Here is a 24,924-nt window from a genome sequence, read left to right on the forward strand (position 1 = left end):
TACAGCTTGATTGTAGTCGCCTTTTGGATTTATTTAGTTTGGAAAAGCTTATAAAGTGCTTGCGTCCCGCTATTTTCTTCTCCACTTGCAGAAAGCTTCACATACATTTCACGAGCCAAGGAAAGACCTGGAACTTCAAGTCCCATTTTGTCTGCTTCATCAAGGGCGATTTCCATGTCTTTGATAAAGTGTTTGACGAAAAAGCCTGGCTCATAGTTTCCTGCAATAATGCGAGGAGCAAGATTAGATAGAGACCAGCTTCCGGCCGCCCCGCTTGAAATACTTCTTAGGACATCTTCAGGATCAAGTCCTGCTGTCTCTGCGTAAGCCAAAGCTTCACAAACACCAATCATGTTCGTGGCAATAGCAATCTGGTTGCACATTTTCGTGTGCTGTCCGGCTCCTGCCTCACCTTGGTGGATGACATTTGTACCTAACGCTTGGAAAATAGGCTGGCATGCTGCAAAAGCTTCTTTGTCCCCGCCGACCATGATAGTGAGGCGAGCTTCCCTGGCGCCGATATCGCCACCAGAAACAGGTGCATCCAAGCTATGTAAGCCGCGTTCCTTCGCTTGCAGATATATTTGTTTGGCTAATGTCGGAGTGGAGGTGGTCATATCAATCAGGTATGCACCTTTCTCGGCATTACGTAAGATACCGTTGTCACCTAAATAAATCTCTTCTACATCTTTAGGATAACCAACCATGGTGATCACAACATCGGCACCGCGAGCTGCCTCACCAGCACTTGCCTTCCACACCGCCCCGCGCGAAACCAACCCTTCAGCCTTCTCTCGCGTCCGCGTAAACACACTAACCTCAAACCCATGATCCAACAAATGCCCCGCCATACTACTACCCATCACTCCAGTACCAACAAAAGCAACCTTATGTAATTCTCTGTTCATGTGTAAATACCTCCTGGGGTCTGACCCCTTTTTGTTCTTTTTTTTTCTAGTTTTTTATTCCCCTATTATACAGGTTTCTTTGGGGTGTTGGTAGATTTGTAGGTGGTGGGGTGGGGATCTATTATTTTGGGAGGAATGAAGTGGGGGAATTAGTTATAATATTTAGAAAAATAAAGAAATTTGTAGTATAATAGGAGAAATTGATAGTTTAGGACGATTTGTCTTTTAAAAGGATGTTGAACGATAATAAGATCACGATAGATTACGAAGGGAGGAACGTGTAATGAGTACCCCTGACTCTTTATTAAAAAAGGAGAATACAAAATCTGTTGAATCCATTTCTAAGGTCCAGCTTATCATTGTCGTTTCCGATGTAGGGGATATACAATATGTCTCTTCTACATGTGAAGCGTTATTAGGATATGCCAGGGCAGATCTGATAGATACGAGGTTAGAGAACTGGATTAATTCGGAAGACCTATATTTAATAGAGAGCTTAATCTACCAACCCTCCCATCAAACTCACTGTTATTTTCGTATGAAAAGGAAGGATGGGACTCTTGTTTGGATGGAAGCGGTACTGTCTGAAGTCAAATCATCTACAGGGGAAGAAAAAGAAATCGTATTAATGCTTTCCCGTACATCGGATTATCAGAATTCCACTAATCAAGAAAGAGGAACGACCATCGCTATGCCCACTAGCCAAAAGAGAAAAAATGAGGACCTCCAAACAGATGAAGATTATTCTGCTTATGACCTTATTGAGTACCTGCCAAACGGAGTATTCATTTTTGTTGATGGGATAATTAAGTATGTGAATGAAGCAGGTACGTCCATGCTTGGGGCATGCCATAAAGAACAAATTCTTGAAACCTCTGTTTATGAATACATAGAAGAAAATTATCATGAAATTGTGGAGAAAAGAATCAAGTCGGTTCAACAAGGATACCGAGTGGGGCAAATGGAACAACGGTGGAAGAGGTTTGACGGACGGGCAATAGATGTGGAGATTACTTCTAATCATACTACTTTCAAGGGAAAACCAGCTTCTTTTGTCATGCTGGTGGATATTTCGCACAGGAAGAGCTTTCATAAAATTTTGCAAAACAGTCGAGAACGTTTTCGAAAGCTTGTGCAGAATTCTATTGATACAATCGGCGTGATTTGCGAAGAAAAATGGACGTTTATTAATGAGTCCGGATTAAAAATGCTTGAAGTCGATAATTATGGGGAGATATTTGGGAAAAGCATATATGACAATCTCCCGAAAGATGATTTCGAAAAGATATGGCAAGAAGTGCATGAACAACATAATGGAACGAAATTGCCGACATTTGAACAAGAATGGAAGACGATGAAAGGAAATGCCATCCATACCGAGCTCGTTGGAATCCCCACGACATATTTAGGGAAAGACGCCATGCAAGTCATTATCCGTGACATAACAGAGCGGAAGCAAGCTGAAGCGTTAATGCTGCAATCGGAAAAGCTTACTGTCGCAGGTCAATTGGCAGCCGGAATAGCGCATGAAATCCGTAATCCTCTTACAGCTATCAAAGGCTTTTTCAAACTTCTAGAAAGGGAGATGGAAGAAAAGAAAGAGTACTTCGACATTATTGAGTCGGAGCTAAGCAGAATCGAGCTTATCCTAAGTGAGTTACTGTTGCTCGCAAAACCGCATCAAGTATATGTGCATCCGGTTTCCGTTCATTCCCTGCTTAAAGATGTAACGACGCTTTTAGAAACGCAGGCAATCATGAACAATGTATGGTTTGATTTAAAATTGAAGGCAAATTCACCAACCATAAAATGCGATGAAAATCAGATGAAACAGGTGTTTATTAATTTAATCAAAAATGGGATAGAAGCAATGCCGAGTGGAGGAACAATCTATATTGATACAGAGGAATCGGGTGATGAAGTAGTGGTTACGCTTCGTGATGAGGGGACGGGGCATCTCAGAAGATATCATCAAGAGGCTCGGGGAACCATTTTTCACAACCAAAACAACGGGAACCGGCTTGGGGTTAATGATTACATTTAATATTATTAAAAATCACCATGGAACGGTAAACGTAACAAGTGAAGTGAATAAAGGAACCCAGATAGAAGTTCGATTTCAAAAGGCGTGAAATTTTACAATAACTAAGGTAAAGGAATATCCTGTGCTGAAAGTGAGAAACCTTACAATGTATAAGGAAAGACTAGGTTGTACTTTACAGAAAATTCCCTATACATTTTTAAAAAAGGATAGTATTATAGGAGACTAATCTTGAAATAGGAGTTTTAGTATATGAAACAGCATGAGCAATGGACGTCAAAGATTGGCTTTATTTTAGCAGCTGCAGGGTCCGCTATCGGTCTTGGGGCGATATGGAAGTTTCCGTATATGGCGGGGACAAATGGTGGAGGAATATTCTTTTTGTTGTTTATTCTTTTCACGCTCATTATTGCTACACCCATGTTACTGGCTGAGTTTATAATTGGCAGGAGTACACAAAAGGATGCGATTACAGCGTATAAGACTTTGGCTAAAGGGTCTAAATGGCATTATATCGGAATTCTTGGAGTAGTTGCCTCCTTTATTTTATTGTCCTTTTACAGTGTGGTAGGAGGATGGATTGTTACATACTTAGGTAAAAGCTTAACAGGGGGACTTTCTCAATTTTCACTTGAGGAATACGGAGGACTTTTTGAACAGACAATAGCCAATCCAACTCAAGTGTTAATCGCCCAGTTTATTTTTCTTGCCATTACCATTTGGGTGGTACAGGCTGGAGTGCAAAGTGGAATCGAAAAAGCCAGTAAAGTTTTAATGCCATTATTATTTATTATTTTTATGGTGTTGTTGGTTAGGTCGCTGACACTAGAAGGTGCATCAGAAGGGATACTTTACTTTTTGCAACCGGATATTTCTCTAATCACTCCCAACACATTTTTGATGGCGCTAGGACAGGCATTGTTTTCATTAAGTGTTGGTATATCCATCATGGTGACCTATAGTTCTTATCTGGAAAAGGGAGAAAATCTTGTTCGATCTGCCGGATCTGTAGTTTGGTTGAATATCATTATCTCTCTTTTATCTGGTTTAGTTATTTTTCCGGCTGTATTTGCTTTAGGGTTGCAGCCTGATGAAGGTCCTGGTCTCGTATTTGTCGTATTACCGGCAGTTTTTGATCAGTTGCCACTTGGCGGAATCTTCTTGACTATGTTCTTAGTCTTGTTATTATTTGCGACTTTGACCTCAGCCTTTTCTATATTAGAGATTATTGTTGCAGTTATCGTAAAAGACAACCAAGAGAAAAGAAGAAAGATTGCCATTATCGGAGGAATGATTATTTTCGTTTTAGGGATACCTTCAGCATTGTCATTTGGTGTTCTATCTGGAATAACCATTGGAGAACTTATCATATTTGATGTAGCTGATTTTCTCGTGAGTAATATTGCCTTACCTGTAGGTGCATTCTTCATTTCCATTTTTGTTGGATATCGAATACCGAAGAATATCTTGGAAGATGAATTTTTCCAAGGATCTACCGTGAAGAAAGGATTATTCCAAGTTTGGTACTATCTGATCAGATATGTGATCCCGGTAGGAATACTTCTTGTCTTTTTACAGTCATTTGGACTTTTCGGTTAGAAAAAAATTAAAATATCTTTTAAGACACACTCGACTTTCTTGGTCGGTGTGTTTTTTTTCATTCCACCTACAATTTACAGGGGAAACAAGGAAGTTATGACAGATATTCCTATTGGGAAAATAACTCTCGTTTTTCTCCTTTAAGAGCGACTTCTGCCTAGTGTTTTCCCAATATGAAAACTAGCTGTCAGGTGATAAACTGTCCTTAATAGTTCTCAATAGTGAGAATTATTAAAAAACTTTATTCAAGGAGTGAGTTTATTGAAAAAGTGGACGAAAGGTTTATCGGTCATACTTATCGCAATACTTGCTTTCTCTTTAGCTTTTGGATCTGCACAAGCAGCAGCTTCTGGTCCGAGTGCTAATGCCAAGAAAGAGTACTTAGTGGGATTTGCTAAAGGAAACAAAGCGAATGCTCAGTCTTCCAAAAATTTAATTACAGCTGCTGGTGGCGATATTCAACATACATTCCAGTACATGGATGTAGTGGAAGTGAGCTTGCCTGAAAAAGCGGCTGAAGCATTAGCGAAAAATCCTAACATTGCATTTGTAGAGGTAAACGCAGAAGTTCAAGCTACTGCACAAACAGTTCCTTGGGGAATTCCTCACATTAAAGCAGACAAAGCGCACGCTTCAGGTGTAACAGGAAGTGGAGTGAAAGTTGCGGTCCTTGATACAGGAATTGATGCAAACCATGCGGATTTGAATGTTAAAGGTGGAGCAAGCTTTGTTTCTGGTGAACCAAATGCCCTTCAAGATGGAAACGGGCACGGAACACACGTAGCAGGAACGGTTGCTGCATTGAATAATACGACAGGAGTGCTTGGTGTAGCTTATAATGCGGATCTTTATGCAGTTAAAGTTCTTAGTGCTTCCGGAAGCGGTACATTAAGTGGAATCGCACAAGGAATTGAGTGGTCCATTGCTAATGATATGGACGTTATCAATATGAGCCTTGGTGGTAGTACCGGTTCCACAGCACTTCAGCAAGCTTGTGACAATGCATATGCAAGTGGAATTGTAGTGGTTGCAGCTGCTGGAAACTCCGGTTCTAAAGGTAAGAGAAACACAATGGGTTACCCTGCTAGATACAGTTCTGTAATTGCAGTTGGTGCGGTCGACAGCAGTAACAACCGTGCATCTTTCTCAAGTGTTGGAAGTGAGCTTGAAGTAATGGCTCCAGGTGTAAGTATCCTTAGCACGACTCCTGGAAACAACTACTCTTCCTTCAATGGTACGTCTATGGCTTCTCCACATGTTGCAGGAGCAGCTGCATTAATCAAAGCAAAATATCCTAGCATGACGAATGTACAAATTCGTGAAAAACTAAAAAATACTGCCACTAACCTTGGCGATGCGTTCTATTATGGACATGGTGTAATTAACGTTGAAAGTGCTTTGCAATAACTAAGTTGTCCCCCCTTTGAATAGAAGCACCAGGATCAACTCTTAAATAGAGAAGACACTGGTGCTTTATAAATTTTTTATAGGAGAGTGAGCTTTATGAATAGGTCTTTAAGAAAATTAGTTACCTTATTTTTAGCCGTAGCAATGGTTCTATCCTTCTCATTCACGCCATCAGACGCAGGTGCACAAGGCAAGCCGTTAATGAAAGAATATCTGATTGGTTTAAAAAGTGGTCCGTCTGTAGCCAAAGCGGACAAGTTAGTATCCACTCTCGGCGGTTCGGTGGAGCATCAGTTTAAACATATGAATGTGTTACATATCACGTTGCCGGAAGTGGCTGCCGCAGCACTTGAGAAAAACCCGTTAGTAGAATATGTGGAAGAAAATGTGGAAATGCACACAACAGCACAAACGGTTCCTTATGGGGTACCTCATATTAAAGCGGATGTGGCACATGCCCAAGGTGTTACAGGGTCTGGCGTAAAAGTGGCAGTTCTTGATACAGGAATTGATGCAAGCCATGAGGACTTGAATGTAGTAGGCGGGGCAAGCTTTGTTTCCGAAGAACCGGATGCTCTGACAGACGGCAATGGCCATGGTACTCACGTGGCAGGAACGATCGCAGCAGTAAATAATAATACGGGAGTACTTGGTGTCGCTTATGATGTAGATCTTTATGCGGTAAAAGTATTAAGTGCTGGCGGAAGCGGGACACTTGCAGGAATCGCTCAAGGAATTGAATGGGCGATAGATAATGATATGGATGTTATCAATATGAGTTTAGGTGGCAGCACAGGTTCAAGTACGTTGAAGCAGGCAAGCGACAATGCCTATAACAGTGGTATCGTTGTAGTGGCTGCAGCTGGTAACAGCGGTTCTTTCTTTGGCTTAATAAACACAATCGGATATCCTGCAAGATATGATTCCGTTATCGCTGTTGGTGCGGTAGATTCTAATAATAACCGCGCTTCCTTCTCAAGTGTGGGAAGTCAACTTGAAGTGTTGGCTCCTGGAGTTTCTATCAACAGTACATTGCCGGGCAATCAATATGGCGAATTGAATGGAACATCCATGGCATCTCCTCATGTGGCAGGTGCTGCGGCATTATTACTGGCGCAAAATCCAAACCTAACAAATGTAGAAGTTCGCGAAAGGTTACGCAGTACGGCAACCAACTTAGGATCGTCCTTCAACTACGGGTACGGTGTCATTAACCTCGAAGCGGCTTTGCAATAATCTAACAAACCATTAAACTAAGACCCTCCCTTTTTCATAAGGTAGGGCCTTTTCTTTTTTTACGAATAGGAGTGTGAAAAATCCGGTTGATTTCTGTTCCAGGCGCTTCGCTTGCCTGCGAGCGGTCCGTAAGCCTCCTCCCTCCGTTGTGGGGTCTTACCTGTCCCTTCCTCCCGCTGGCGTCTACGCGCCTTCCACTACAATCAACCAAGTGACTTCATTCACATATGGGTTTTTAGGGGATTTCTAACCGCATTAACTGAAAAAGCATTAGCGTATTATTCTCGTAATTCATAGCTGTTGATTGGAGCAAAAGGCGAAGACTCCTGCGGGGGAGGAGCGACATTGTTGAGACCCCGCAGGGCGTAGCCCGAGGAGGCTCAAGGTCGCCCCGCGGAAAGCGAAGCCGTTTGCGGAAATCAACAGCGGTGTTTACCGAAAACTTATCCTTATAAAAATCCACCCAGACTCCCCCGCTTTATGCTACGGTAATATATATCTACCAAAAAAACATTTTTTTACGAAAAGTTGAAACTATTTCTTTTTAACCTGCATCTTAAGTATATACCTCAAAAGAAAAGGGGGGTGAGTGAGCTTTGCACCTAGTGAAACGATTAAAAAATAAAGAGGAATCAGCCCTTAAAGAATTGATGAACCTTTTTGGGGACTATCTTCTACGAACGGCATATTTATTGGTAAAAGATAAACATCTTGCGGAAGAAATGGTACAGGATACTTTCATCACAGCCTATCAAAAAATTCATCAATTAGATGAAGAAGAAAAATTAAAAAGCTGGCTCACCTCCATTACTGTTAACCGTTGTAAAATGCAAAAGCGTAAATGGAGCTTTAAGCGCATCCTATTAAACTTTGAATTTGCTGAACGAGTTACAGAGGACGAACAGATAGAAGGTCCGGAAGCTCAATTATTACTTGATTTTCAGAATCAATCTTTAAGTGAATCGATACAAAAGTTGGATTATAAATACAGAGAAGTAATCATTCTTTATTATTTCAATGAACTAAAAATAAGCGAAATCGCAGTATTGTTAGCTATTGCAGAAAGTACAGTGAAAACAAGGTTAAAACGAGGACGCTCTAATTTAAAGGACATTTTCGAGAAAGGGGAGGATGAAAGTGCAACACAAAGAAAAACAAGCGGTTAAAGAAAGACTTGATCATGAGATAAAGGACTTCCATTTTACCGGATGTGAAAAAGTTATACAAAAAACGCATCCGAAAAGTTTTGCTCAAAAACTTTCATCCTTCTGGAATAAGGAAATTGAGTTGCCTGTTCTTCCAATGGTAGTGACCGCTACCTTAATTTTCTCAACTATCTCACTAAAGGATGACCTAAATAGTAAGGTCACCACAACGCAGGCCGAACGTGAAATAATTCAGATAGCAGGATACACCTATTGGAAGGATGACTATGAAAGAGCGGTGAAGGAACATGAAAATAAAGGTGAAAATTAAACATATAGTGTTAACTCTGATGTCATTTGTTTTATTTCTTCCACTATTCTTCTATTTAATACAACCCCAGTACACCATATATATGGCTAAACAACAGATGGCAAACGGGGAGCAGATTGGAAAAGAGAGAATACAAGAGCTGCTAGACAATGGAAAAATTTTTTCTGAGCAGAGATTCGCACTTATCCGGGACTACTTGATTGAGGGTGCTTATACCTTGAAATATGATGTATATGTCGGCAAGACCTTAACTCATTGGTCTGATCCTCGTCAGGTAAAAGTGAAATTCTCTTTTGAAGAACGACTTCCTTATCTGTTGGAGTATGTGGAAGAAGGACCGACTGATGGATATATGGAGGCAGCGGCTGGTGAAGTAGCGGATTATTACAACCAGAAAGGCGAATGGGAAAAAGGGGATAGAGTGCTGCAAACTGCTTTAGATAGGGGAAATAAAACATATTTCAGATCGGAATTGGCAACCAAACAAATCGATTTGGCAGCTAAAAATGGACAATATGAACTTGCCTTAAATTATATAGAAGATTTCAATGCAAATGTTTCTGAAGATGACACCTATACAAAAGCAAAAGTAGATAGGATTAAAAATGGGTTAAACTCAGAGACAGTTAATACTGTTAGAGGAAGAGTACTTGTCAACTCCTATGTTAAAACACCTATGGAAGGTGTGGGGGTATTTCTCCGTGATAAAAACAATTTGCATTACAGCATTGGAGCAGATGAACAATACCAAACCGTTACCGATGAAAACGGAGAATATGTCTTCAAGAATGTTCCACCCGGCAGTTATCAGCTTGGATTTGGATTTACCTTTGAACAGATAGATGGTTTTGCTGTATCCATGCCTTCTAACCCCTGGATTGAAGTGGAAGACAAAGATGTTGTTGCACAAGATTCACAAATTAATCCATTGATTGAAATCCATCAGCCGGTAAATTCTGTGGAAATTACAGATAACCAACTTCATTTCTCTTGGAAACCTGTGGAAGGGGCGGAATACTACAATATCAGTGTAGGCAGGGAAGTTGAGGGAGGCTCCGTATCCCATGGGTTAAAAAGTGGAATTCAAAGCACTGAACTTACTGTTCCCGTAGAAGATCTTTACTTTTCGCAAGGAGGCATTCAGTTTACGGAAGAAAGTGATGGGAAGGGGATTGATTATTCCTCTGTACTTGGTTTCGCAGATCCTAGAGGTCGTTTTTTCTGGAATGTGGAAGCGTATAATGAAAAAGGTGATTTAATCACGCAAAGCCAAGGTTACAGATTAGGAGACGATACATTTGGAAACCTGCCGACTTTTTATTTGAAGAACAGAGAATTATCAAAAGCAGATAAAGTTTTATTAAAGAATAAGCCGGAAGAAGCATTGGAAATGTATAAGCGAAATTATGCTGAGGATTCAGATGACCTGCATAGTTTGCTAATGATAAGCAAAATCATCGGTGTTGAGGAGACGGTGTTGAATAAATCCTCAAAAGATTTGGCAATTCCTTACTTAGAGGAGTTGGCGGAAAAATCTCCTAATGAGATACTATTTCTTGATATTCTCCAATACTATTATGAGAAAGAGGATTGGCAAAACTACGAAAAATGGTATGGAAAGTTTGAAGCTATTAAAGGAGATATTTTATATGAATATATTGAGGGAATTCACGCAATGGCCCTATTGAAACAAGAAAAGTATGAAGAGGCAAAATTACAGTTTCAACTGGTAATGGAGCAGGGATATCGCCATGAATACATCGGCGATTGGCTAGCATTAGAACTGTTTTTAGGTGCTCCTTTTGATTATGTAGCAGAATTGGGGCAAGAACATCCAGAGCAAGGGATTTATGATGTGATGGTTGATTGGGAGCATTTAATTAAAAATCTCCAAAGTGAAGAAGGGCAGTTTGATGGATATAGGGAAGAACTTGAAGAGGTAATCGGATGGCACTTTAAGGAGGAAAATGAAAGACTGGAAGATTGGTTGAACACGACAACTAAGGTAGAATTGAAGCGGTTTATTAAACATCTGAGAAAATAAAAGGGAAAAGGAACGACTACTTGTGCATAGAGTCGTTCCTTTTTTTCTTGTTCGCTTATAAGTTTTTTAAAAAACGTTCCATACGGTCCATTGCTTCTTGAAGTGTTTGCATGTCATAGGCATAGGAAAGTCTTACATATCCTTCTCCTAGGTCAGAGAAGGCACTACCTGGTACAACCGCGACGCCTGCTTCCTCTACAAGTTTTAGCGCAAAATCAAACGATTTCATCTTATACTTCTCAATGGAAGGGAACAGGTAAAATGCGCCATTTGGCTTCACTACCTCAAGCCCCATATCCAGAAGGCGTCCATACACATAGTTCATTCTCTCTTGATACTGTACTTTCATATCCTCTGCATCATTAATTCCTGTAGTTAAAGCCTGCAATGCGGCGTATTGAGAGACGGAACTTGCGCAGGAAACGTTGTACTGATGCACCTTTAACATCTGTTTCATCACATATTCAGGACCAAATACAAGACCTATTCTCCAACCTGTCATGGAATGGGATTTGGATACACCATTGATGACGATAGTTTTCTCTCGCATGCCGGGGAGGGTGGCAATAGATTGATGCTTGCCCTCAAAAACAAGTTCACTATATATTTCATCTGACAAAATAAAAATATCCTTGTCTTGCAACAGGTCTGCTATTTTTCTTAATTCCGTTTCTGGTAATGCTGCACCAGTTGGGTTAGATGGATAAGGTAGAATGATACAACGCGTTTTATCGGTAATGTATTTTTCTATTAAGTCTGCTGTTAATTGAAAACCAGTCTCGCGCGTATCAATATGAACAGGTATTGCCCCGCAAAGTTTTATAATAGGTTCGTAACCTGGATAGACTGGCCCAGGTAAGATCACTTCCGTTTCCGGTTCTAAAATGGTACGAAATGCAATATCGATCCCTTGACTGGCCCCAATGGAAACAATCACCTCTGTCTCAGGGTCATAATCCATCATGTATTTCTTCTTAACAAAATCAGTGGCAGCCTTCCTAAGTTCAGGGATGCCAGCATTTGGGGTATACACGGTTTTATTCATTTCGATGGCAGCTTTTCCTGCTTCTTTAACATGAGTGGGGGTGGGGAAATCGGGTTGTCCAATTGTAAGGGAAAGTACATCATCATATTTTGCTACAAGGTTGAAAAATTTGCGAATTCCTGAGATTTCAATATCTTTTACATTCGAATTGATTAGATGCTCCATATAAATTGCCCCTTTATGTATTCAAGCTTTTTAAGTTAGTTTAACTGACTTTTATCCCCTTGTCCAAGAGATTATTGTAGTAAAATGTATAGGTAGGAAGAGGGATTCCTTGATACCTAGAAAGAGAAGGGAAACGTTTGTTTGGTCCATAGCGTACTAGGGAAGTCCTATAAAAATAAGAAGCTAGTAGGATAGGAAAAAACTTACATAACCATTATAATAATTATAAACACAGAATATTCACATAATTTTTTAGTTGCCGTCTCCATTGCTTTGGATGCACTCCTTTCACCTTTGTATTACTGGGATTTGGTGTCTGTTGGATTCCGTCTGAAAGGGGATTGTGTAATGGATATTGTGCTACAAATCTGGGTTACGTTGTTGGAAAGGTATGCAGAGGAGTTGTTTTTTCAGGATTCATCATCAGGGGTCTTTTCGTTTATGATTATTGGGGTGCTCGCTTACTTGTACAAGCAGGAAAAAGAGACAAAGAAACAATGTTCTTGCTGCCATACAGAGGCGAAAACAAAAGAGAAAAAGCTCCCCGAAAAGCAAGAAGAAGCGGAATGAAGTTTCCGCTTCTTTTTTTGCTTTTTACTGTAAGTGAGAGAACTCATCTAATAGAGCATTATATTCGTTTGAAAGTGTTTTAAATTTTTGACGGTCGCCTTCACCTAATGCTAGATCTATTTCGTTCATCAGCCTGTTTTTATGGAATTGAAAGACAGAAGAGTCGACAATGATTTGAGCGACTTTCTCCTCTCTGGTCATATCAAAGCTTTTGAAGTTGGAAACAGATTGTTCAGGTTGAAAAGAAAAATGCTTATTCATAATTTCTACCCCCTGTGTGGAATTTTGGAATGCGTATTAATGGGTGAATCATGAAAAGGATGGAATATATGCTTGCTCATCCTTTTTCCTATTATCTGATATTTTGTCCTGTTTGTGAAGTATAATTTTTAGAAAATTTAGATATATCAGAAAAAATAGTGGAAACTTTGTAAATGAGTGACAGTTGATTAAATGATTTTGTTTGGTTACTTATTTTTGAATATACCCAAAATAGTAATAGGGAAAACAATTAGAGAGTATTATCCTTAAAAAAGTTGAAGAAAGGATAGTTATCTATTGAAATCAACTTGAAATCAATGGTGATTCGGAAAAATAATAAAGTATTGGCCGAGAATTTTTAATTTCCTCTTGAAATATCAGTAGAAAACGAATATTATTAGTAAGGTTTCAATAATACATTCGTTTTTGGAGGATTTTTAAGTTGGAAAACTATTTTAATTTTAAAAAGTTTAATACGTCAATTAAACAAGAGGTATTAGCGGGGATTACGACTTTCCTTACGATGGTTTATATAATTTTTGTTGAATCCGGCTATTCTTTCAGCAGCAGGTATTCCATTTGAACAAGTGTTTATGGCAACAATCATTGCCGCTGTGATTGGGACGGTAACCATGGGACTATTTGCAAAGTATCCAATAGCGGTTGCTCCGGGGATGGGCCTTAATGCATATTTCACAAGTGTTGTAGCTACTCAGGGACTTACCTATCAAGCAGTGTTGGGAACGGTGTTTTTAGCTGGACTAGTTATCATTATTTTAAGTTTGACCAATTTAAGAAAAGCGCTTATTGAAGCGATACCTGCGCCATTAAAGTATGGGATTACAGCGGGTATTGGCTTATTCATAGCGTTTCTTGGATTAAAGATGGCAGGTATTGTAGTTCCGAGTGAAGCAACGATGATTACACTTGGAGATCTCACAAGTCCTGTTACGGCGCTTGCTATCGGAGGACTGTTCGTCACCCTCATTCTTATGGCAAAACGGGTATCCGGTGCCCTGTTTTATGGTATGGTTTTGACGGCAATCGCAGGCTATTTCTTTAATATGCTTTCATTTAACGGCATTGTGGATATGCCTCCTGCACCTCAGTTCATCCATATTGGAGATGCACTTAGTGGTGTAGTAACAAACGGTTTATATACAGTGGTATTTGCATTCATTTTAGTTACTATTTTTGATTCTACTGGGACGCTTGTAGGGGTGTCAGAACAAGCTGGATTTATGAAGGATGGTAAATTGGCAAGAACGAAGCCTGCGACACTTTCTGATGCGATAGCAACGACAGCTGGTGCAGCCCTTGGGACAAGTCCTTCTTGTGCTTATATTGAATCTTCTGCCGGGGTTGCTGCAGGTGGCAGAACAGGATTGACTTCTATTGTGGTAGCTGGATTGTTTCTTTTATCGATGTTCTTTTCCCCGGCAATTTCCGCTATATCCAGTTTACCGGCAATCACTGCACCGATATTAATTATTGTCGGTTGTTTTATGATGGAAGGTCTGGCAAAGATACAATGGAGAAATTTTGATGAAGCGTTTCCTGCTTTCGCCATTATTTTGACGATGCCGTTAACTTCAAGCATCGCAACAGGGATAGCGGTTGGTTTTATTACGTATCCGATTATGAAAGCTGTAAATGGAAAGTGGAAAGATGTTCATCCGCTCATTTATGTATTTGCAGTTATATTCTTAATACAAATGATTTATTTTCCGGCACATTAAAGATTATTAAACGACGCACCCAACTTTTCGGGTGCGTCGTTTTTTATTTGAATGTAGGAAAGTATAAATTCCAGTTGATTTCCGTTCCAGGCGCTTCGCTTGCCTGCGGGCGGTCCGTGAGCCTCCTCACTCCGTTGCGGGGTCTCACCTGTCCCTTCCTCCCGCGGGCGTCTGCGCGCCTTCCACTCCAATCAACAAGATGTTTTCATTAACCTTAAGGTCAAATAAGTTTTCTAACCGAGTTACTGAAAAGCCAATAACCAATCTCTAAATTAATATCTAGCTGTGGATTGGAGCTAATGGCGTAGACTCCTACGGGGGAGTAGCGGCAATGTTGAGACCCCGCAGGCTTGCCGAGGAGGCTCAAGGTCGCCCCGCGGAAAGCGAAGCCGATTGCGGAAAGGAACAGCGGACTAATCAAACAACTTATAAATAAAAGGGGAGAGAGGACCCGCTCTTTCTTAGCCTTCTTGATTAAATAACCCTTCATCGGCATCTTCCTGAAGTCTTTGTAGCCATTTTAATTCTACTTGGCAGAGTTCATGGGCGTTTTCCATAATGGCTTGTGACCCTTTTGGGGCATGGATACCATATTGATTATATACCCTTTCTAGCATTTCAAGTTGCATCTTTGTATGGGAGATTCTCGCAGATAAGGCCTCTCTAATCAGGTTTTCATCCCCAAGATGTATAAATGCAAGGGCAGTGTACATTGGATGAAAGTGCGTGCTTTCTGCTTGTAGCTGCTTTTTCAGTAACTGTTGAAAAGCTTCTTTTCCATCACGAGTGATACTATATATGGTCTTATCAGGACGAGTCTGGTCTGTTACCACTTGCTTGACCTTAATAAGTTTTTTGTTAAGAAGCTGCTCTACGGCATAGTAGAGAGAGCCTTTTGCCATTTTAATATATTGTTCCATGTTACGGTCATGCATCACTTGTTGGATTTCATATGGATGCTTGTCTCCTTCCATGAGAAGACCAAGTATTACAAGTTTTATTGCCAAATTCGATCACACCTTTGTATGTAAAGAGTGGTTTGTCTTTTATTATAAAGGAAAGATGAGATGTCGGATACTAATAATAGGTTTAGCGAAATATTCAAACGCAAATTGAAATCCGATTATTCAGGTGAGTTTTTTGGAAAGTGTCATGTATTTCTAGACGAACTCATACAAGAAGCCTATAATGGATGGGGTGCTAAATTATAAAATTTAACACTTTACCCATTAAATTGAGTCGGGTGGGTAATATAAGTAATGTTGTTATTAATTGGAGGATTTGTTGTGAATGATTTATCTAATTAAACCGCTAATTGTTAATATAACCATCATCTTTTCATTGATGTTCAATGCGAATTTATTTTTTCCCTTCAGCAAAAGAAAACCCCTGAATTTTAAACAGTCAACCATACTTGGACTGTTTAGTGCATTTTCTTGCAAAGTTGTGTATGCTTTACCCCATTGAAACACTGGAAGATACCAATTTTGACTTTAGGATGATCCCTATCCTAATTGTTACGTTGTATGGAGGCTGGTATCCTGGCCTGCTTTGTACAGCTATAGTCGTAATGCTGCGATACTTGATTGGTGGAGAGTATGTTTACGTTGGCATTGCGGTTTCCATTCTTGCTTTAGGAATAGGTGTCTTTGTTCCGTTCTGGCTTTCTTAAGAGCGCCAATAAAGTATTATATGGAGTTATTGTCATATCCTTTTATTATTTGGTATATATTTTCATTTTGTTTAGTACAGTATCTTTTTTAGATATTAATTTTTATATTGTTTATTTTCTTTGCATTCAGCTTAACTTTTACGGCTTTGATATTTACGGTAGAAAAATTAATCATTGCTAATCAACAGTTTGATGAAACTTTGTATCTTGATAAACTTTCAACAGTCAGTCAAATGGCAGCAGCATTTGCTCACGAAATCAGAAACCCCATTACAACTGTCAGAGGCTTTATTCAATTTATTAACTCCGACACCAAAGACGAAAATTTAAAGCAATTTGCTCCACTCATTCTTGATGAATTGGATCGGACCAATAAGATTATCACGAATTATCTGACTGTGGCACGGCCGACAAACTTCACTTTATCTTATATAGATGTTAATAAAGCCCTGCAAGACTCTGTAGAGTTGCTCAGACCATTCGGGTCATACCGCAATGTTTCCATAGACCTTAACTTAGAGGGGGAGCATTATATCTACAGTGATGAACAACATTTAAAGCAGGTATTAATGAACATCATTAAAAATGGAATTGAGGCAGTGGATGAAGAGCAAGGTGGATATGTGAAAATCGTGAAAAAGCCTGCAGATGAAAGAGGGCAGGTTGAAATCACCTTTGTGGATAATGGAATAGGAATGAGCGAGGAGCAATTAGAGAAACTCGGGTTACCTTATTATACGACAAAAACAAAAGGTACAGGATTAGGAAGCATGATAACAAACAGATTGATTCATGAAATGAAAGGTAAAATCCATTATGAAAGCAAGGTTCATAACGGCACATCCGTCACAGTTATATTACCTATTGTTATCAAAAACTAAGTAAACAAAAGAGGCTGATGTTGAAAATCAACGCCAGCCTCTTTTCTATTTTTTCCATAAAGAAACTTCACCAGTATTTCGATTGACCTTGTACCATCCGCGTGATAATTTTTCCGGTTGATTATTAAAATGTACAAGATCAGATACATGAAATAAGTAAAATTCCCCATCAATGCCCTCGTAAGCAACATCTGTACTATCATGCCTGGTAAGCTCCAAATACTTCATTAGACTTGATCTCGCTTCTTGTCTAGAGATTTTCCTTTGATCATTATCGCCATTTGTGTTGTCTACGTTTATCAATGCTTCATTCCGTGAATCTCTTATCAGTTCATCATTGGACATCAATCCAGGTTGTTTTCTTTCTTCTGTTATCGTTGGTCCCTTTGCACTTTCTTCATCCCTTTGATTAGCACACCCACAGGAAAGAACAAATACTAATGGAATAATTAACAGTTTTTGATGCATGCATGACACCCTCCTTCATATCTTTCACATGTCGATTATTGATAGTATGAAGTAGGAAGAAAGATTTCATGCAAGTTAGCGTTTTTAGCAGAAATGAACAGCATATAATGGGAAAAGATAGACAGCGTGTAAATATTACGTAAAAAATCATGTAGAAAGGAGGAGTGGGGGGGTTATTAGAGAATAGTCTTCTTATCACATTAATTGATGGAGGAAGTTTTAATGGCAAATTTGGAACCGAAAGTAGAAAACGGAAGCAATCAAGAAAAACCAAAAATCTCCATGGGCCTTATATTTTTCCCTGCCTATTATTTCTTGGGCTCTTTATGATTTTGCCAATACTATTTTTTCATCCAATATCATTACGATTTTTTTCCCTTTTTATTTACAGGAAGTGATAGGGACAAATGAAAGAATGGATCAAATTGCAAGTACATTTCTATCATATGCAAACGCAACGGCCAGTTTTTTTCTGGTTTTGTTTTCTCCTTTATTCGGGGTAATGATTGACCGGACAGGAAAAAGGAAAAAATTCATCATTCCTTTTACCTTAATAGCCGTTTTTTCCACTATCTTCATGGGTGTTTTTGCATCTCTTCAAACTTCCCAAACAATGTTTGGATTACCGGTTAGTTTCATATTAGTGCTCCTATTGTTTGTGGTAGCAAAGTTCTTCTTTCATTCCTCCCTCATCTTTTATGACACGATGCTTCCAGACCTGGGGACTAAAAAGGAATTGCCGTTAATATCAGGGTTTGGTATCGCAGTAGGGTATATGGGGACATTGCTCGGGCTCACGGTATACCTATATGTGGGGGATAGTGATTTTCATCGGGCTTTTATCCCGACCGGAGTACTATTTCTTTTATTTTCTTTGCCTTTGTTCTTCATTTTTAAGGAAAAGCCTAAGGAAGTTCAAGAGAAAAAATCATTTTTCAGTGGCTATAAAGAGATCTATCAGACGTTTAAAGAGATGCGTTTGTATCGACCTGTTTTTCTCTTTATGATTGCGTATTTCTTTATCAATGATGCCATTGCTACGGCGATTGCGATGATGGCTATCTATGCAAGGGCAATAGGAGGCTTTTCAGCAACTGAATTTATATTGCTTTATTTAGTTTCTACTGTTTCGAGTATTATCGGGTCATTTATCTATGGTTATATCTCAAGAAGTATCGGATCAAAACTTGCGGTAGCATCCGTAGCTGGGCTCTTGATAGTGGCATTATGTTTTGCTGTCTTTGCCATCGATCCTTGGATGCTTTGGCTTGCAGGAAGTTTATTTGGAGTCGCTCTTGGAGCAACATGGGTAACGTCTAGAACGTTTATCATAGAGCTGACACCAGAAGGAAAAAGAGGGCAGTTCTTCGGACTCTTCGCCTTCTCAGGTAAAGTTTCCTCCATTGTCGGACCGCTGCTATACGGAACCATCACACTCGTGCTTGCCGGCTACGGAAACCTAGCAAGCCGTACAGCCCTTGGCTCCCTAATCATCCTAGCCTTCATCGGGCTAATCATAACCTTGAGAGTACCATACAAAAAAGAAGCGTAAGTAAGCTTCTTTTTTTTTATAAATAAGAGAGTATAAAATCCGGTTGATTTCCGTTCCAGGCGCTTCGCTTGCCTGCGGGCGGTCCGTGAGCCTCCTCACTTCGTTGCGGGGTCTCACCTGTCCCTTCCTCCCGCGGGCGTCTTCGCGCCTTCCACTGCAATCAACAAGATGACTTCATTAACTTTTAGGATTTCCTAAGAGGTATGGTATTTCCCTGAGTTAACTGAATAAGTAATAACGTTTCGTTCTAGTGATCTAGAGCTGTTGATTGGAGCAAAAGGCGAAGACTCCTGAGGGAGATAGTGCTAGGTGGAGACCCCGCAGGCGGAGCCGAGGAGGCTCCAGCAGCGCTCCTAGGAAAGCGAAGCCATTTGCGGAAATCAACAACGGAGCTTAACCAATTATTTTTAAAGGGCAGGGCACTTTTGCTTGGTTCTTTTAGTATTCTATTTTAATTATCTATTTATAATAAATATAATCTAGTTGACAGCAAATAATGATATGAATATAATATAAAATGTATTAAATAATAATAATTATAAAAAGATAATCCATATAAAAATAAAAGGGAGAGAGTAGAATGAAATTAAGAGAGCAAATGCCTGAACTAACAGGGGCAACAGAATGGATCAACGAAGAAGTTACAATGGACGAGCTAAAAGGAAAAGCAACCCCTTATCCACTTCTGGTCAGTAAGCTGCCACCTTTGTAAGGAAGCAATGCCTGAAATCAATGAACTGCGTGACGAATATGACGACGACTTGAATGTAATCGCAGTACACATGCCACGTTCAGAAGATGACCTTGATATCGGCGTAATTCGTTCCATGGCAATGGGCCATGACATCACACAACCGATTTTTGTGGATAGTGAACATAAACTAACAGAAGCATTCGAAAACAAATACGTACCAGCTTACTATGTATTTGACGAGGAAGGAAAACTCCGCCATTTCCAAGCAGGCGGAAGCGGAATGAAAATGCTAAAAAAACGCATCAACCGCGTTTTAGGTATAGAAGAAAAATAATGATTAATTAAAACTTTAGTTGATCGTAGTGGAAGGCGTGAAGACTCCTGCGGTCCGCTCGCGGAAAGCGAAGCGCCTGAAACGAAGATCAACAGTCTAAGAGAAACCATAAATACGGTTTCTCTTTTTTTTGAATAAAAGCATGAACTTCCCACATATACATAGCTATAGAGTTATCGAGAATTTAAATGGGGAGGAGGCTGATGAAAAAAAAGCATACAAACCCATGGGAAACAATGAACGATAAAATAGACGAAGTATTGGGAGATAAGTTTTGGAAAGACATGCTTCCTGTCATACCAAAACGTATCCCTCTTATCGATATCATGGAAACCGAAGACAAAGGACTAATAATAATGGAACTTCCCGGATTGAAATCTGCTGAAGACATCCAAATCTCCGTCAGAAACAATCAATTATTCATTAAAGGCAGCATTCCATACCCCTACCCCCATTCCAAGAGAAAACTTGCTCCAAGGAGAAAGATTTTTCGGTGACTTTCATCGTGTTGTTCAAATCCCCTTTTCGTTTGTTACCAGAGAAATTGACTGCACAATACAAACAAGGTTTACTAACGCTCATATTTCAAAAAAAATGCACAAGATGTATCAGTTGAGATAGATTTTATTGAATAATATATTTTGTAAGGAGGGGGCAGCTTGAAGTTTGAGGTGAAGGATTTTAAAGTAGATATTCTGATGAACTCATCCTCTTTAAATAAAGGGAAAAATAGTAAGTTGGAATACGAAGTCAACACAAAAGGAAAAATCAAGGTTTTGGAATACTTTCAGGTGAAAGGAAACTCAATCCGACAATCAAGTAATACAGTAAAAAGCCAAAGTGGCGGCAACGAACAAACTTCATCCTAAATGGTTGTGATTATTTATGTCTAACAATGATGAAATGGAAAGAAGGATTCGAGACTTAGAAGTGAAAAATTGAGCAACTTACCACACGGTTTAATAAGATGAATGATACAAAACAGCAGGTTGTCCACTATCATATCAAAACATTGGAAATTCAAAATGCTCAAATTGATAAACTAAACTATCATCTAGATAGTATCGGTATCGAACAGCTTAGCGGGACGTTAAATATAGGGAATAATTTTGACACTAAACAGCAAACTCCCGTAAAGGAACCTCAAACAAATAAAGAATTTAACGAAAAAAATAGACCATCCTATCGTCCTTTAAAAAAACAAAAAAATAAAAGCGAGGAAAGCCGGCACATAAGTGTGACAAATAGAAAAAACGGATTTTCCGTAAAAATCAATGGGAAGGAGGAGATTGGATGAGCGATTATTCGCCTAATTTCTTCATAGGAAGCATCCGGATTGGAGTGGTGGAAAGTGCTTCTTGCATTAACATGGGGAACAATTACCCTTCCCAGTTTCAAAGTCATAAAAAGCATAACCAAGGGGTAGGAAACATAAGTGGCGATGAAAATGATATTCATGGAACGAAAAGCCAGGTTAGTGACTCTTCCTTTATTGATATGTTTGAGCAATCAGAAGATCAAGAATTGCCGCAATGGCTGCAGAGTGTAATAAAAGAAAAGGAGGGCATGCATGCCAAAGAGAAAACCGATTAATTGCTAGATTTATTCTGTACCGGCATATCCACCACATCAGGATCATGGACGATATTTACATTGGAATCGGAATCATTATATTCTCCTGCCACCACGCCAAACCCCATATTCGTTTTTTGGTAGGTCCTCCAATTGGCCTGCATGTTTTCTCCTGTAAATATCCCGGAACAATTCATAATGGACATAACTTCAATCTTATCAAGCAGTATGTGAATTTGCGACGAATGCTTTCTTTTCAAACTAACGCCCCCTTAGAATTGTGCGGTCGGTTGCGGGTTGTTGATTTCTGGATTCGCAATGGAAGTATCAACACCGTCTGCATCAAATACTACATTACAAATATTCGTAACTGCTACTGCTCCTATTTCAATTCCATTCCCCATGTTGATTTTCCCCTGAGTGCTCCAATCCGGTTGGTTGTTCTGACCTGTGGAAACGGCAGAACTCTGGCTGATGCTGTTGACATTTATTTGATTAAAGATGATGGAAACTGGCAATTTGAACCCTCCAATCCGTGGCATTTCGGACTTCTTTAATGTAAGGTATTCTTTTAAAACGCATAACGTGAAGAAAGTGATGAATTAACAGAAAATAAAAAATGTTTGTTGAAAATAAAAAACAGTATGATAGTATGTAATTACGGCATAATTAAGGAATGTTTCCTTTAATGGATAATACAACTTGAAAGGACGTGTTACATAGATGGATATAACGATACCAACTATGGATAAACTCTTGCTTAAACAGCTAATTGAGTTCAGAAGAGATGTACATCAGTTTCCTGAAATCAGCGGCGAAGAATATGAAACCTCTAAAAAAATACAAACGCAACTTAGTAAACATGACATCCCTTTTCAAACAGGTTTTGCCAAGACAGGTGTTCTTGGAATAATTAAAGGTGCAAAACCGGGTCCTACAGTTGCATTAAGGGCGGATATTGATGCTCTGCCTATTACGGAGAAAACGGACCTGCCATTTGCTTCTCTTAAACCAGGAAGCATGCATGCCTGTGGACATGATGCCCACACGACGATGCTTTTAGGCGCAGGGATTTTATTAAATCAACATAAACATGACCTGACTGGAACGGTGCTTTTGGTCTTTCAACCTGCAGAAGAAGCTTCACCAAATGGTGGTGCGAAACCGATGATGGATGACGGAGTGTTTGATGAATATGTTCCGGATGTTATTTTTGGACAACATGTTTGGCCCGATCTACCTGTAGGCCAGATTGGTATTCGGTCTAAAGAAATGATGGGGGCAACAGATCGATTTAAAGTGGTGATAAATGGTTCCGGTGGTCATGCCAGCATGCCGCATCAAACAAACGACGCTATCATTGCAGCTAACCATGTGGTGACCATGCTACAAACCATCGTTAGCAGAAATGTGAACCCTATTGATGCAGCCGTTGTAACGGTCGGAAGAATAGAAGGCGGATACAGATATAATGTGATAGCAGATACTGTAACGCTGGAAGGTTCCATCCGCACCTATAAAGAAGAAACAAAACAAAGGGTGAAAAAGAGATTCCATGAAGTAGTGGAGCATGCTGCAAAAGCAATGGGTGCAACTGCAGATATTGAATATATTGATGGATATGAAGCAACCATTAATACACCTGAATGGGCAGAAGTTGTAAAAGAAACAGCCAACAAATTACTGGGATCTGAAAATGCAACTCCAACTGTCGATCCGTCACTTGGAGGAGAAGACTTTTCCAGATTTCTTAACAGGTATCCAGGAGCCTTCTTCTGGCTGGGTTCAGCTGTAGAAGGGAGAGAAGTTCAAAAACCTCTCCATGACCCTAAATTTGAATTCAATGAAAAAGCCCTGCCAATAGGTGTGAACATGCTCGTTGAGGTCACATTAAACGCACTGGAAAAAATCCAACATAAAAACTAGGAGGCGGATATTAATATGGCAATAGACGTTTCAGATTTTGTTTCTTCCATATCGGATTCTTTGATCTCTTGGCGCAGACATTTACACAAGTTTCCCGAACTGGGTTGGACCGAATATGAGACAACCTACCTTATAGCGAAAGAGCTTGATAAGCTTGGCTATCTTCTATCCTTAGGTAAGGATGCCTTAGTGTCCGAAGAGAGAATGGGCGTTCCAACTCCTGATGTTCTTCGTAACGCTGAAAATAAAGCTATCCAAAACGGTGTACCTGTAGAATGGATATCAAAAATGGAGGGTGGTCATACTGGTGTAGTTGCCAGACTTGATACTGGGAGGCCTGGGAAGCATATAGCGCTTCGTTTTGATATTGATGCATTGCCAATAACGGAGAATAAAGAGTCGTCAAATGGTCACTTTCCCACTTCAAATAAATTTTCATCACAATCTCCTAACGTGATGCACGCATGCGGTCATGATGGACATGCGGCAATAGGACTCGGTATAGCCACTTTTCTTTCAACCTATCAAGAAAAGTTATCAGGAACCTATACTCTCCTCTTTCAACCTGCAGAAGAGGGAAGCAGAGGGGCAAAATCAATGGTCGCAAAAGGTTGGTTGGATGATGTAGATGTATTCTTAAGTGGGCACATCGGGATCGCTCCGATGCAAATTGGTGAGGTAGTTGCTTCTGCACATGGATTTCTAGCTACATCTAAACTTGATGTTTTATTCAACGGGAAGTCTGCACACGCAGGTGTGGAGCCCCAAGAAGGTAGAAATGCCTTGCTTGCTGCAGCCTCAGCATCCATACACCTTCATGCTATCCCAAGGCACTCAGGAGGAGAAACAAGAATAAACGTTGGCACACTTCAAGCAGGTAGCGGTAGAAATGTCATTCCGGATCATGCGGCAATGTCATTGGAAACGCGCGGGGAAACAAGCATCCTCAATCAATATATGGAGGATGAAGCTACTAAGATCATTCAACATTCCGCTGCAATCTATGGTGTAGATTGTGACATCCAGTTAGTAGGTAAAGGAATAGAAGCTTCCTCAGAGCAAGGATGGAAAGAGTTCTTGGATGATGCAACAAAGAGCAGCAAGCGGGTGAAGAAGGTAACAGAAACCTTACCACTTAAGGCATCAGAGGATGCAGCATATATGCTCAATCATGTAAGAGACCGGGGAGGGAAAGCCACTTATTTTATCTTCGGTACACCACTTGCGGCTGGCCATCATCATCCACTATTTGATTATGATGAAAAGGTTCTTGACGTGGCACTTGACGTATACATCTCCTCTATTCTATCTTTATCCTAGAATAGAAAAGTGTG

At 39.9% G+C, this 24,924-nt stretch carries 25 protein-coding genes and 2 pseudogenes; 20 read left to right on the forward strand and 7 right to left on the reverse strand.

Annotated features, from left to right (window positions below):
* Window positions 1–29: 29 nt before the first annotated feature.
* Window positions 30–908, reverse strand: a complete 879-nt coding sequence (locus M313_RS0103210) for an NAD(P)-dependent oxidoreductase (RefSeq protein WP_010192395.1) — start codon at window positions 906–908, stop codon at window positions 30–32.
* A 283-nt stretch (window positions 909–1,191) separates the two neighbouring features.
* On the opposite strand from M313_RS0103210, the gene M313_RS22535 reads away from it, so the two are divergent.
* The 8 genes from M313_RS22535 to M313_RS0103245 all read left to right on the forward strand — a co-directional run bounded on the left by M313_RS22535 (window position 1,192) and on the right by M313_RS0103245 (window position 10,711).
* Window positions 1,192–2,952, forward strand: coding sequence for a PAS domain S-box protein (locus tag M313_RS22535; RefSeq protein WP_010192397.1), 1,761 nt, complete (start codon window positions 1,192–1,194; stop codon window positions 2,950–2,952).
* Window positions 2,879–3,040: an ATP-binding protein gene (locus M313_RS26925; protein WP_442778097.1), complete on the forward strand. Its 162-nt coding sequence runs from the start codon at window positions 2,879–2,881 to the stop codon at window positions 3,038–3,040. The genes M313_RS22535 and M313_RS26925 overlap by 74 nt, the downstream gene beginning before the upstream one ends.
* A gap of 161 nt (window positions 3,041–3,201) precedes the next feature.
* A complete protein-coding gene (locus tag M313_RS0103220) occupies window positions 3,202–4,548 on the forward strand; it encodes a sodium-dependent transporter (RefSeq protein WP_010192402.1) in 1,347 nt (448 codons plus the stop codon).
* Between the two features lie 261 nt (window positions 4,549–4,809).
* Window positions 4,810–5,955: a S8 family peptidase gene (locus M313_RS0103225; RefSeq protein WP_010192403.1), complete on the forward strand. Its 1,146-nt coding sequence runs from the start codon at window positions 4,810–4,812 to the stop codon at window positions 5,953–5,955.
* A 96-nt stretch (window positions 5,956–6,051) separates the two neighbouring features.
* Window positions 6,052–7,191 carry a S8 family peptidase gene (locus M313_RS0103230; RefSeq protein WP_010192405.1) on the forward strand — a complete coding sequence of 380 codons (1,140 nt, stop codon included), beginning with the start codon at window positions 6,052–6,054 and terminating at the stop codon, window positions 7,189–7,191.
* 605 nt (window positions 7,192–7,796) lie between these two features.
* Window positions 7,797–8,357 carry an RNA polymerase sigma factor gene (locus M313_RS0103235; protein WP_326929584.1) on the forward strand — a complete coding sequence of 187 codons (561 nt, stop codon included), beginning with the start codon at window positions 7,797–7,799 and terminating at the stop codon, window positions 8,355–8,357.
* Window positions 8,329–8,667: a hypothetical protein gene (locus M313_RS0103240; RefSeq protein ID WP_010192408.1), complete on the forward strand. Its 339-nt coding sequence runs from the start codon at window positions 8,329–8,331 to the stop codon at window positions 8,665–8,667. Before M313_RS0103235 ends, M313_RS0103240 begins: the two co-directional genes overlap by 29 nt.
* A gap of 19 nt (window positions 8,668–8,686) precedes the next feature.
* Complete coding sequence (locus M313_RS0103245) at window positions 8,687–10,711, forward strand: carboxypeptidase-like regulatory domain-containing protein (protein ID WP_162014420.1); 2,025 nt, start codon at window positions 8,687–8,689, stop codon at window positions 10,709–10,711.
* A gap of 55 nt (window positions 10,712–10,766) precedes the next feature.
* Here the strand turns inward: M313_RS0103245 and M313_RS0103250 are convergent, their stop codons facing one another.
* Entirely contained in the window at window positions 10,767–11,921 is a 1,155-nt protein-coding gene (locus tag M313_RS0103250; protein WP_010192412.1) for an aminotransferase A, read from the reverse strand.
* A gap of 348 nt (window positions 11,922–12,269) precedes the next feature.
* On the opposite strand from M313_RS0103250, the gene M313_RS0103255 reads away from it, so the two are divergent.
* Window positions 12,270–12,491: a hypothetical protein gene (locus M313_RS0103255; protein WP_010192413.1), complete on the forward strand. Its 222-nt coding sequence runs from the start codon at window positions 12,270–12,272 to the stop codon at window positions 12,489–12,491.
* Window positions 12,492–12,515: 24 nt separating this feature from the next.
* Here the strand turns inward: M313_RS0103255 and M313_RS22540 are convergent, their stop codons facing one another.
* Window positions 12,516–12,752, reverse strand: a complete 237-nt coding sequence (locus M313_RS22540) for an IDEAL domain-containing protein (protein ID WP_010192414.1) — start codon at window positions 12,750–12,752, stop codon at window positions 12,516–12,518.
* A gap of 442 nt (window positions 12,753–13,194) precedes the next feature.
* Here M313_RS22540 and M313_RS22545 point away from each other — a divergent pair.
* Window positions 13,195–14,491: pseudogene (locus M313_RS22545) on the forward strand (NCS2 family permease).
* Between the two features lie 461 nt (window positions 14,492–14,952).
* Here M313_RS22545 and M313_RS0103275 read toward each other — a convergent pair.
* The gene (locus tag M313_RS0103275) at window positions 14,953–15,498 is read right to left on the reverse strand and encodes a PadR family transcriptional regulator (protein ID WP_010192421.1); all 546 of its coding nucleotides are present in this window, start codon (window positions 15,496–15,498) and stop codon (window positions 14,953–14,955) included.
* Window positions 15,499–15,905: 407 nt separating this feature from the next.
* On the opposite strand from M313_RS0103275, the gene M313_RS26265 reads away from it, so the two are divergent.
* Together M313_RS26265 and M313_RS26270 are read left to right on the forward strand one after the other, a co-directional pair.
* On the forward strand, window positions 15,906–16,163 hold the full coding sequence (locus M313_RS26265) for a LytS/YhcK type 5TM receptor domain-containing protein (RefSeq protein WP_010192423.1): 258 nt from the start codon (window positions 15,906–15,908) through the stop codon (window positions 16,161–16,163).
* Window positions 16,164–16,270: 107 nt separating this feature from the next.
* Window positions 16,271–17,044: an ATP-binding protein gene (locus M313_RS26270; protein WP_010192425.1), complete on the forward strand. Its 774-nt coding sequence runs from the start codon at window positions 16,271–16,273 to the stop codon at window positions 17,042–17,044.
* 45 nt (window positions 17,045–17,089) lie between these two features.
* Here M313_RS26270 and M313_RS0103290 read toward each other — a convergent pair whose 3' ends face one another.
* Window positions 17,090–17,512 (reverse strand): hypothetical protein, encoded by a 423-nt coding sequence (locus M313_RS0103290; protein ID WP_010192426.1) that lies wholly within the window; start codon window positions 17,510–17,512, stop codon window positions 17,090–17,092.
* A 301-nt stretch (window positions 17,513–17,813) separates the two neighbouring features.
* Here M313_RS0103290 and M313_RS0103300 point away from each other — a divergent pair, with 301 nt between their 5' ends.
* From M313_RS0103300 to M313_RS0103325, 6 genes and pseudogenes are all read left to right on the forward strand, one after another.
* Window positions 17,814–19,064 carry an MFS transporter gene (locus M313_RS0103300; RefSeq protein ID WP_234946538.1) on the forward strand — a complete coding sequence of 417 codons (1,251 nt, stop codon included), beginning with the start codon at window positions 17,814–17,816 and terminating at the stop codon, window positions 19,062–19,064.
* 580 nt (window positions 19,065–19,644) lie between these two features.
* Window positions 19,645–20,092 (forward strand): annotated as a pseudogene (locus M313_RS22555) (redoxin domain-containing protein).
* Window positions 20,093–20,295: 203 nt separating this feature from the next.
* The gene (locus M313_RS22560) at window positions 20,296–20,589 is read left to right on the forward strand and encodes an Hsp20/alpha crystallin family protein (RefSeq protein WP_010192435.1); all 294 of its coding nucleotides are present in this window, start codon (window positions 20,296–20,298) and stop codon (window positions 20,587–20,589) included.
* A gap of 162 nt (window positions 20,590–20,751) precedes the next feature.
* Complete coding sequence (locus M313_RS0103315; protein WP_010192437.1) at window positions 20,752–20,961, forward strand: hypothetical protein; 210 nt, start codon at window positions 20,752–20,754, stop codon at window positions 20,959–20,961.
* 98 nt (window positions 20,962–21,059) lie between these two features.
* Entirely contained in the window at window positions 21,060–21,389 is a 330-nt protein-coding gene (gene gerPC / locus M313_RS0103320) for a spore germination protein GerPC (RefSeq protein WP_010192438.1), read from the forward strand.
* Window positions 21,386–21,685, forward strand: coding sequence for a hypothetical protein (locus M313_RS0103325; RefSeq protein WP_010192439.1), 300 nt, complete (start codon window positions 21,386–21,388; stop codon window positions 21,683–21,685). Before gerPC ends, M313_RS0103325 begins: the two co-directional genes overlap by 4 nt.
* On the opposite strand, the gene M313_RS0103330 is transcribed toward M313_RS0103325, so the two are convergent.
* Together M313_RS0103330 and M313_RS0103335 are read right to left on the reverse strand one after the other, a co-directional pair.
* Window positions 21,682–21,924, reverse strand: a complete 243-nt coding sequence (locus tag M313_RS0103330; protein ID WP_010192440.1) for a hypothetical protein — start codon at window positions 21,922–21,924, stop codon at window positions 21,682–21,684. The genes M313_RS0103325 and M313_RS0103330 overlap by 4 nt on opposite strands.
* Before the next feature lie 12 nt (window positions 21,925–21,936).
* On the reverse strand, window positions 21,937–22,182 hold the full coding sequence (locus tag M313_RS0103335) for a hypothetical protein (RefSeq protein ID WP_010192441.1): 246 nt from the start codon (window positions 22,180–22,182) through the stop codon (window positions 21,937–21,939).
* Between the two features lie 205 nt (window positions 22,183–22,387).
* Here M313_RS0103335 and M313_RS0103340 point away from each other — a divergent pair, with 205 nt between their 5' ends.
* Both M313_RS0103340 and M313_RS0103345 read left to right on the forward strand, forming a co-directional pair.
* Window positions 22,388–23,590, forward strand: coding sequence for a M20 metallopeptidase family protein (locus tag M313_RS0103340; RefSeq protein ID WP_010192443.1), 1,203 nt, complete (start codon window positions 22,388–22,390; stop codon window positions 23,588–23,590).
* Window positions 23,591–23,605: 15 nt separating this feature from the next.
* Window positions 23,606–24,910 (forward strand): amidohydrolase, encoded by a 1,305-nt coding sequence (locus M313_RS0103345; protein ID WP_010192445.1) that lies wholly within the window; start codon window positions 23,606–23,608, stop codon window positions 24,908–24,910.
* Window positions 24,911–24,924: the final 14 nt, after the last annotated feature.

This window comes from Bacillus sp. m3-13, from assembly GCF_000175075.1.
GTDB lineage: Bacteria > Bacillota > Bacilli > Bacillales > Bacillaceae_I > Sutcliffiella_A > Sutcliffiella_A horikoshii_C.

What these genes read in the sequence shown, in the direction of transcription:
- M313_RS0103210 (WP_010192395.1), bottom strand. Translation starts at nt 908, where the DNA reads ATGAACAGAGAATTACATAAGGTTGCTTTTGTTGGTACTGGAGTGATG.
- M313_RS0103340 (WP_010192443.1), top strand. Translation starts at nt 22,388, where the DNA reads ATGGATATAACGATACCAACTATGGATAAACTCTTGCTTAAACAGCTA.
- M313_RS0103255 (WP_010192413.1), top strand. Translation starts at nt 12,270, where the DNA reads ATGGATATTGTGCTACAAATCTGGGTTACGTTGTTGGAAAGGTATGCA.
- M313_RS22540 (WP_010192414.1), bottom strand. Translation starts at nt 12,752, where the DNA reads ATGAATAAGCATTTTTCTTTTCAACCTGAACAATCTGTTTCCAACTTC.
- M313_RS0103245 (WP_162014420.1), top strand. Translation starts at nt 8,687, where the DNA reads ATGTCATTTGTTTTATTTCTTCCACTATTCTTCTATTTAATACAACCC.
- M313_RS0103345 (WP_010192445.1), top strand. Translation starts at nt 23,606, where the DNA reads ATGGCAATAGACGTTTCAGATTTTGTTTCTTCCATATCGGATTCTTTG.
- M313_RS22535 (WP_010192397.1), top strand. Translation starts at nt 1,192, where the DNA reads ATGAGTACCCCTGACTCTTTATTAAAAAAGGAGAATACAAAATCTGTT.
- M313_RS0103250 (WP_010192412.1), bottom strand. Translation starts at nt 11,921, where the DNA reads ATGGAGCATCTAATCAATTCGAATGTAAAAGATATTGAAATCTCAGGA.
- M313_RS0103230 (WP_010192405.1), top strand. Translation starts at nt 6,052, where the DNA reads ATGAATAGGTCTTTAAGAAAATTAGTTACCTTATTTTTAGCCGTAGCA.
- M313_RS0103220 (WP_010192402.1), top strand. Translation starts at nt 3,202, where the DNA reads ATGAAACAGCATGAGCAATGGACGTCAAAGATTGGCTTTATTTTAGCA.
- M313_RS22560 (WP_010192435.1), top strand. Translation starts at nt 20,296, where the DNA reads ATGAAAAAAAAGCATACAAACCCATGGGAAACAATGAACGATAAAATA.
- M313_RS0103325 (WP_010192439.1), top strand. Translation starts at nt 21,386, where the DNA reads ATGAGCGATTATTCGCCTAATTTCTTCATAGGAAGCATCCGGATTGGA.
- gerPC (WP_010192438.1), top strand. Translation starts at nt 21,060, where the DNA reads ATGAATGATACAAAACAGCAGGTTGTCCACTATCATATCAAAACATTG.
- M313_RS0103290 (WP_010192426.1), bottom strand. Translation starts at nt 17,512, where the DNA reads ATGCATCAAAAACTGTTAATTATTCCATTAGTATTTGTTCTTTCCTGT.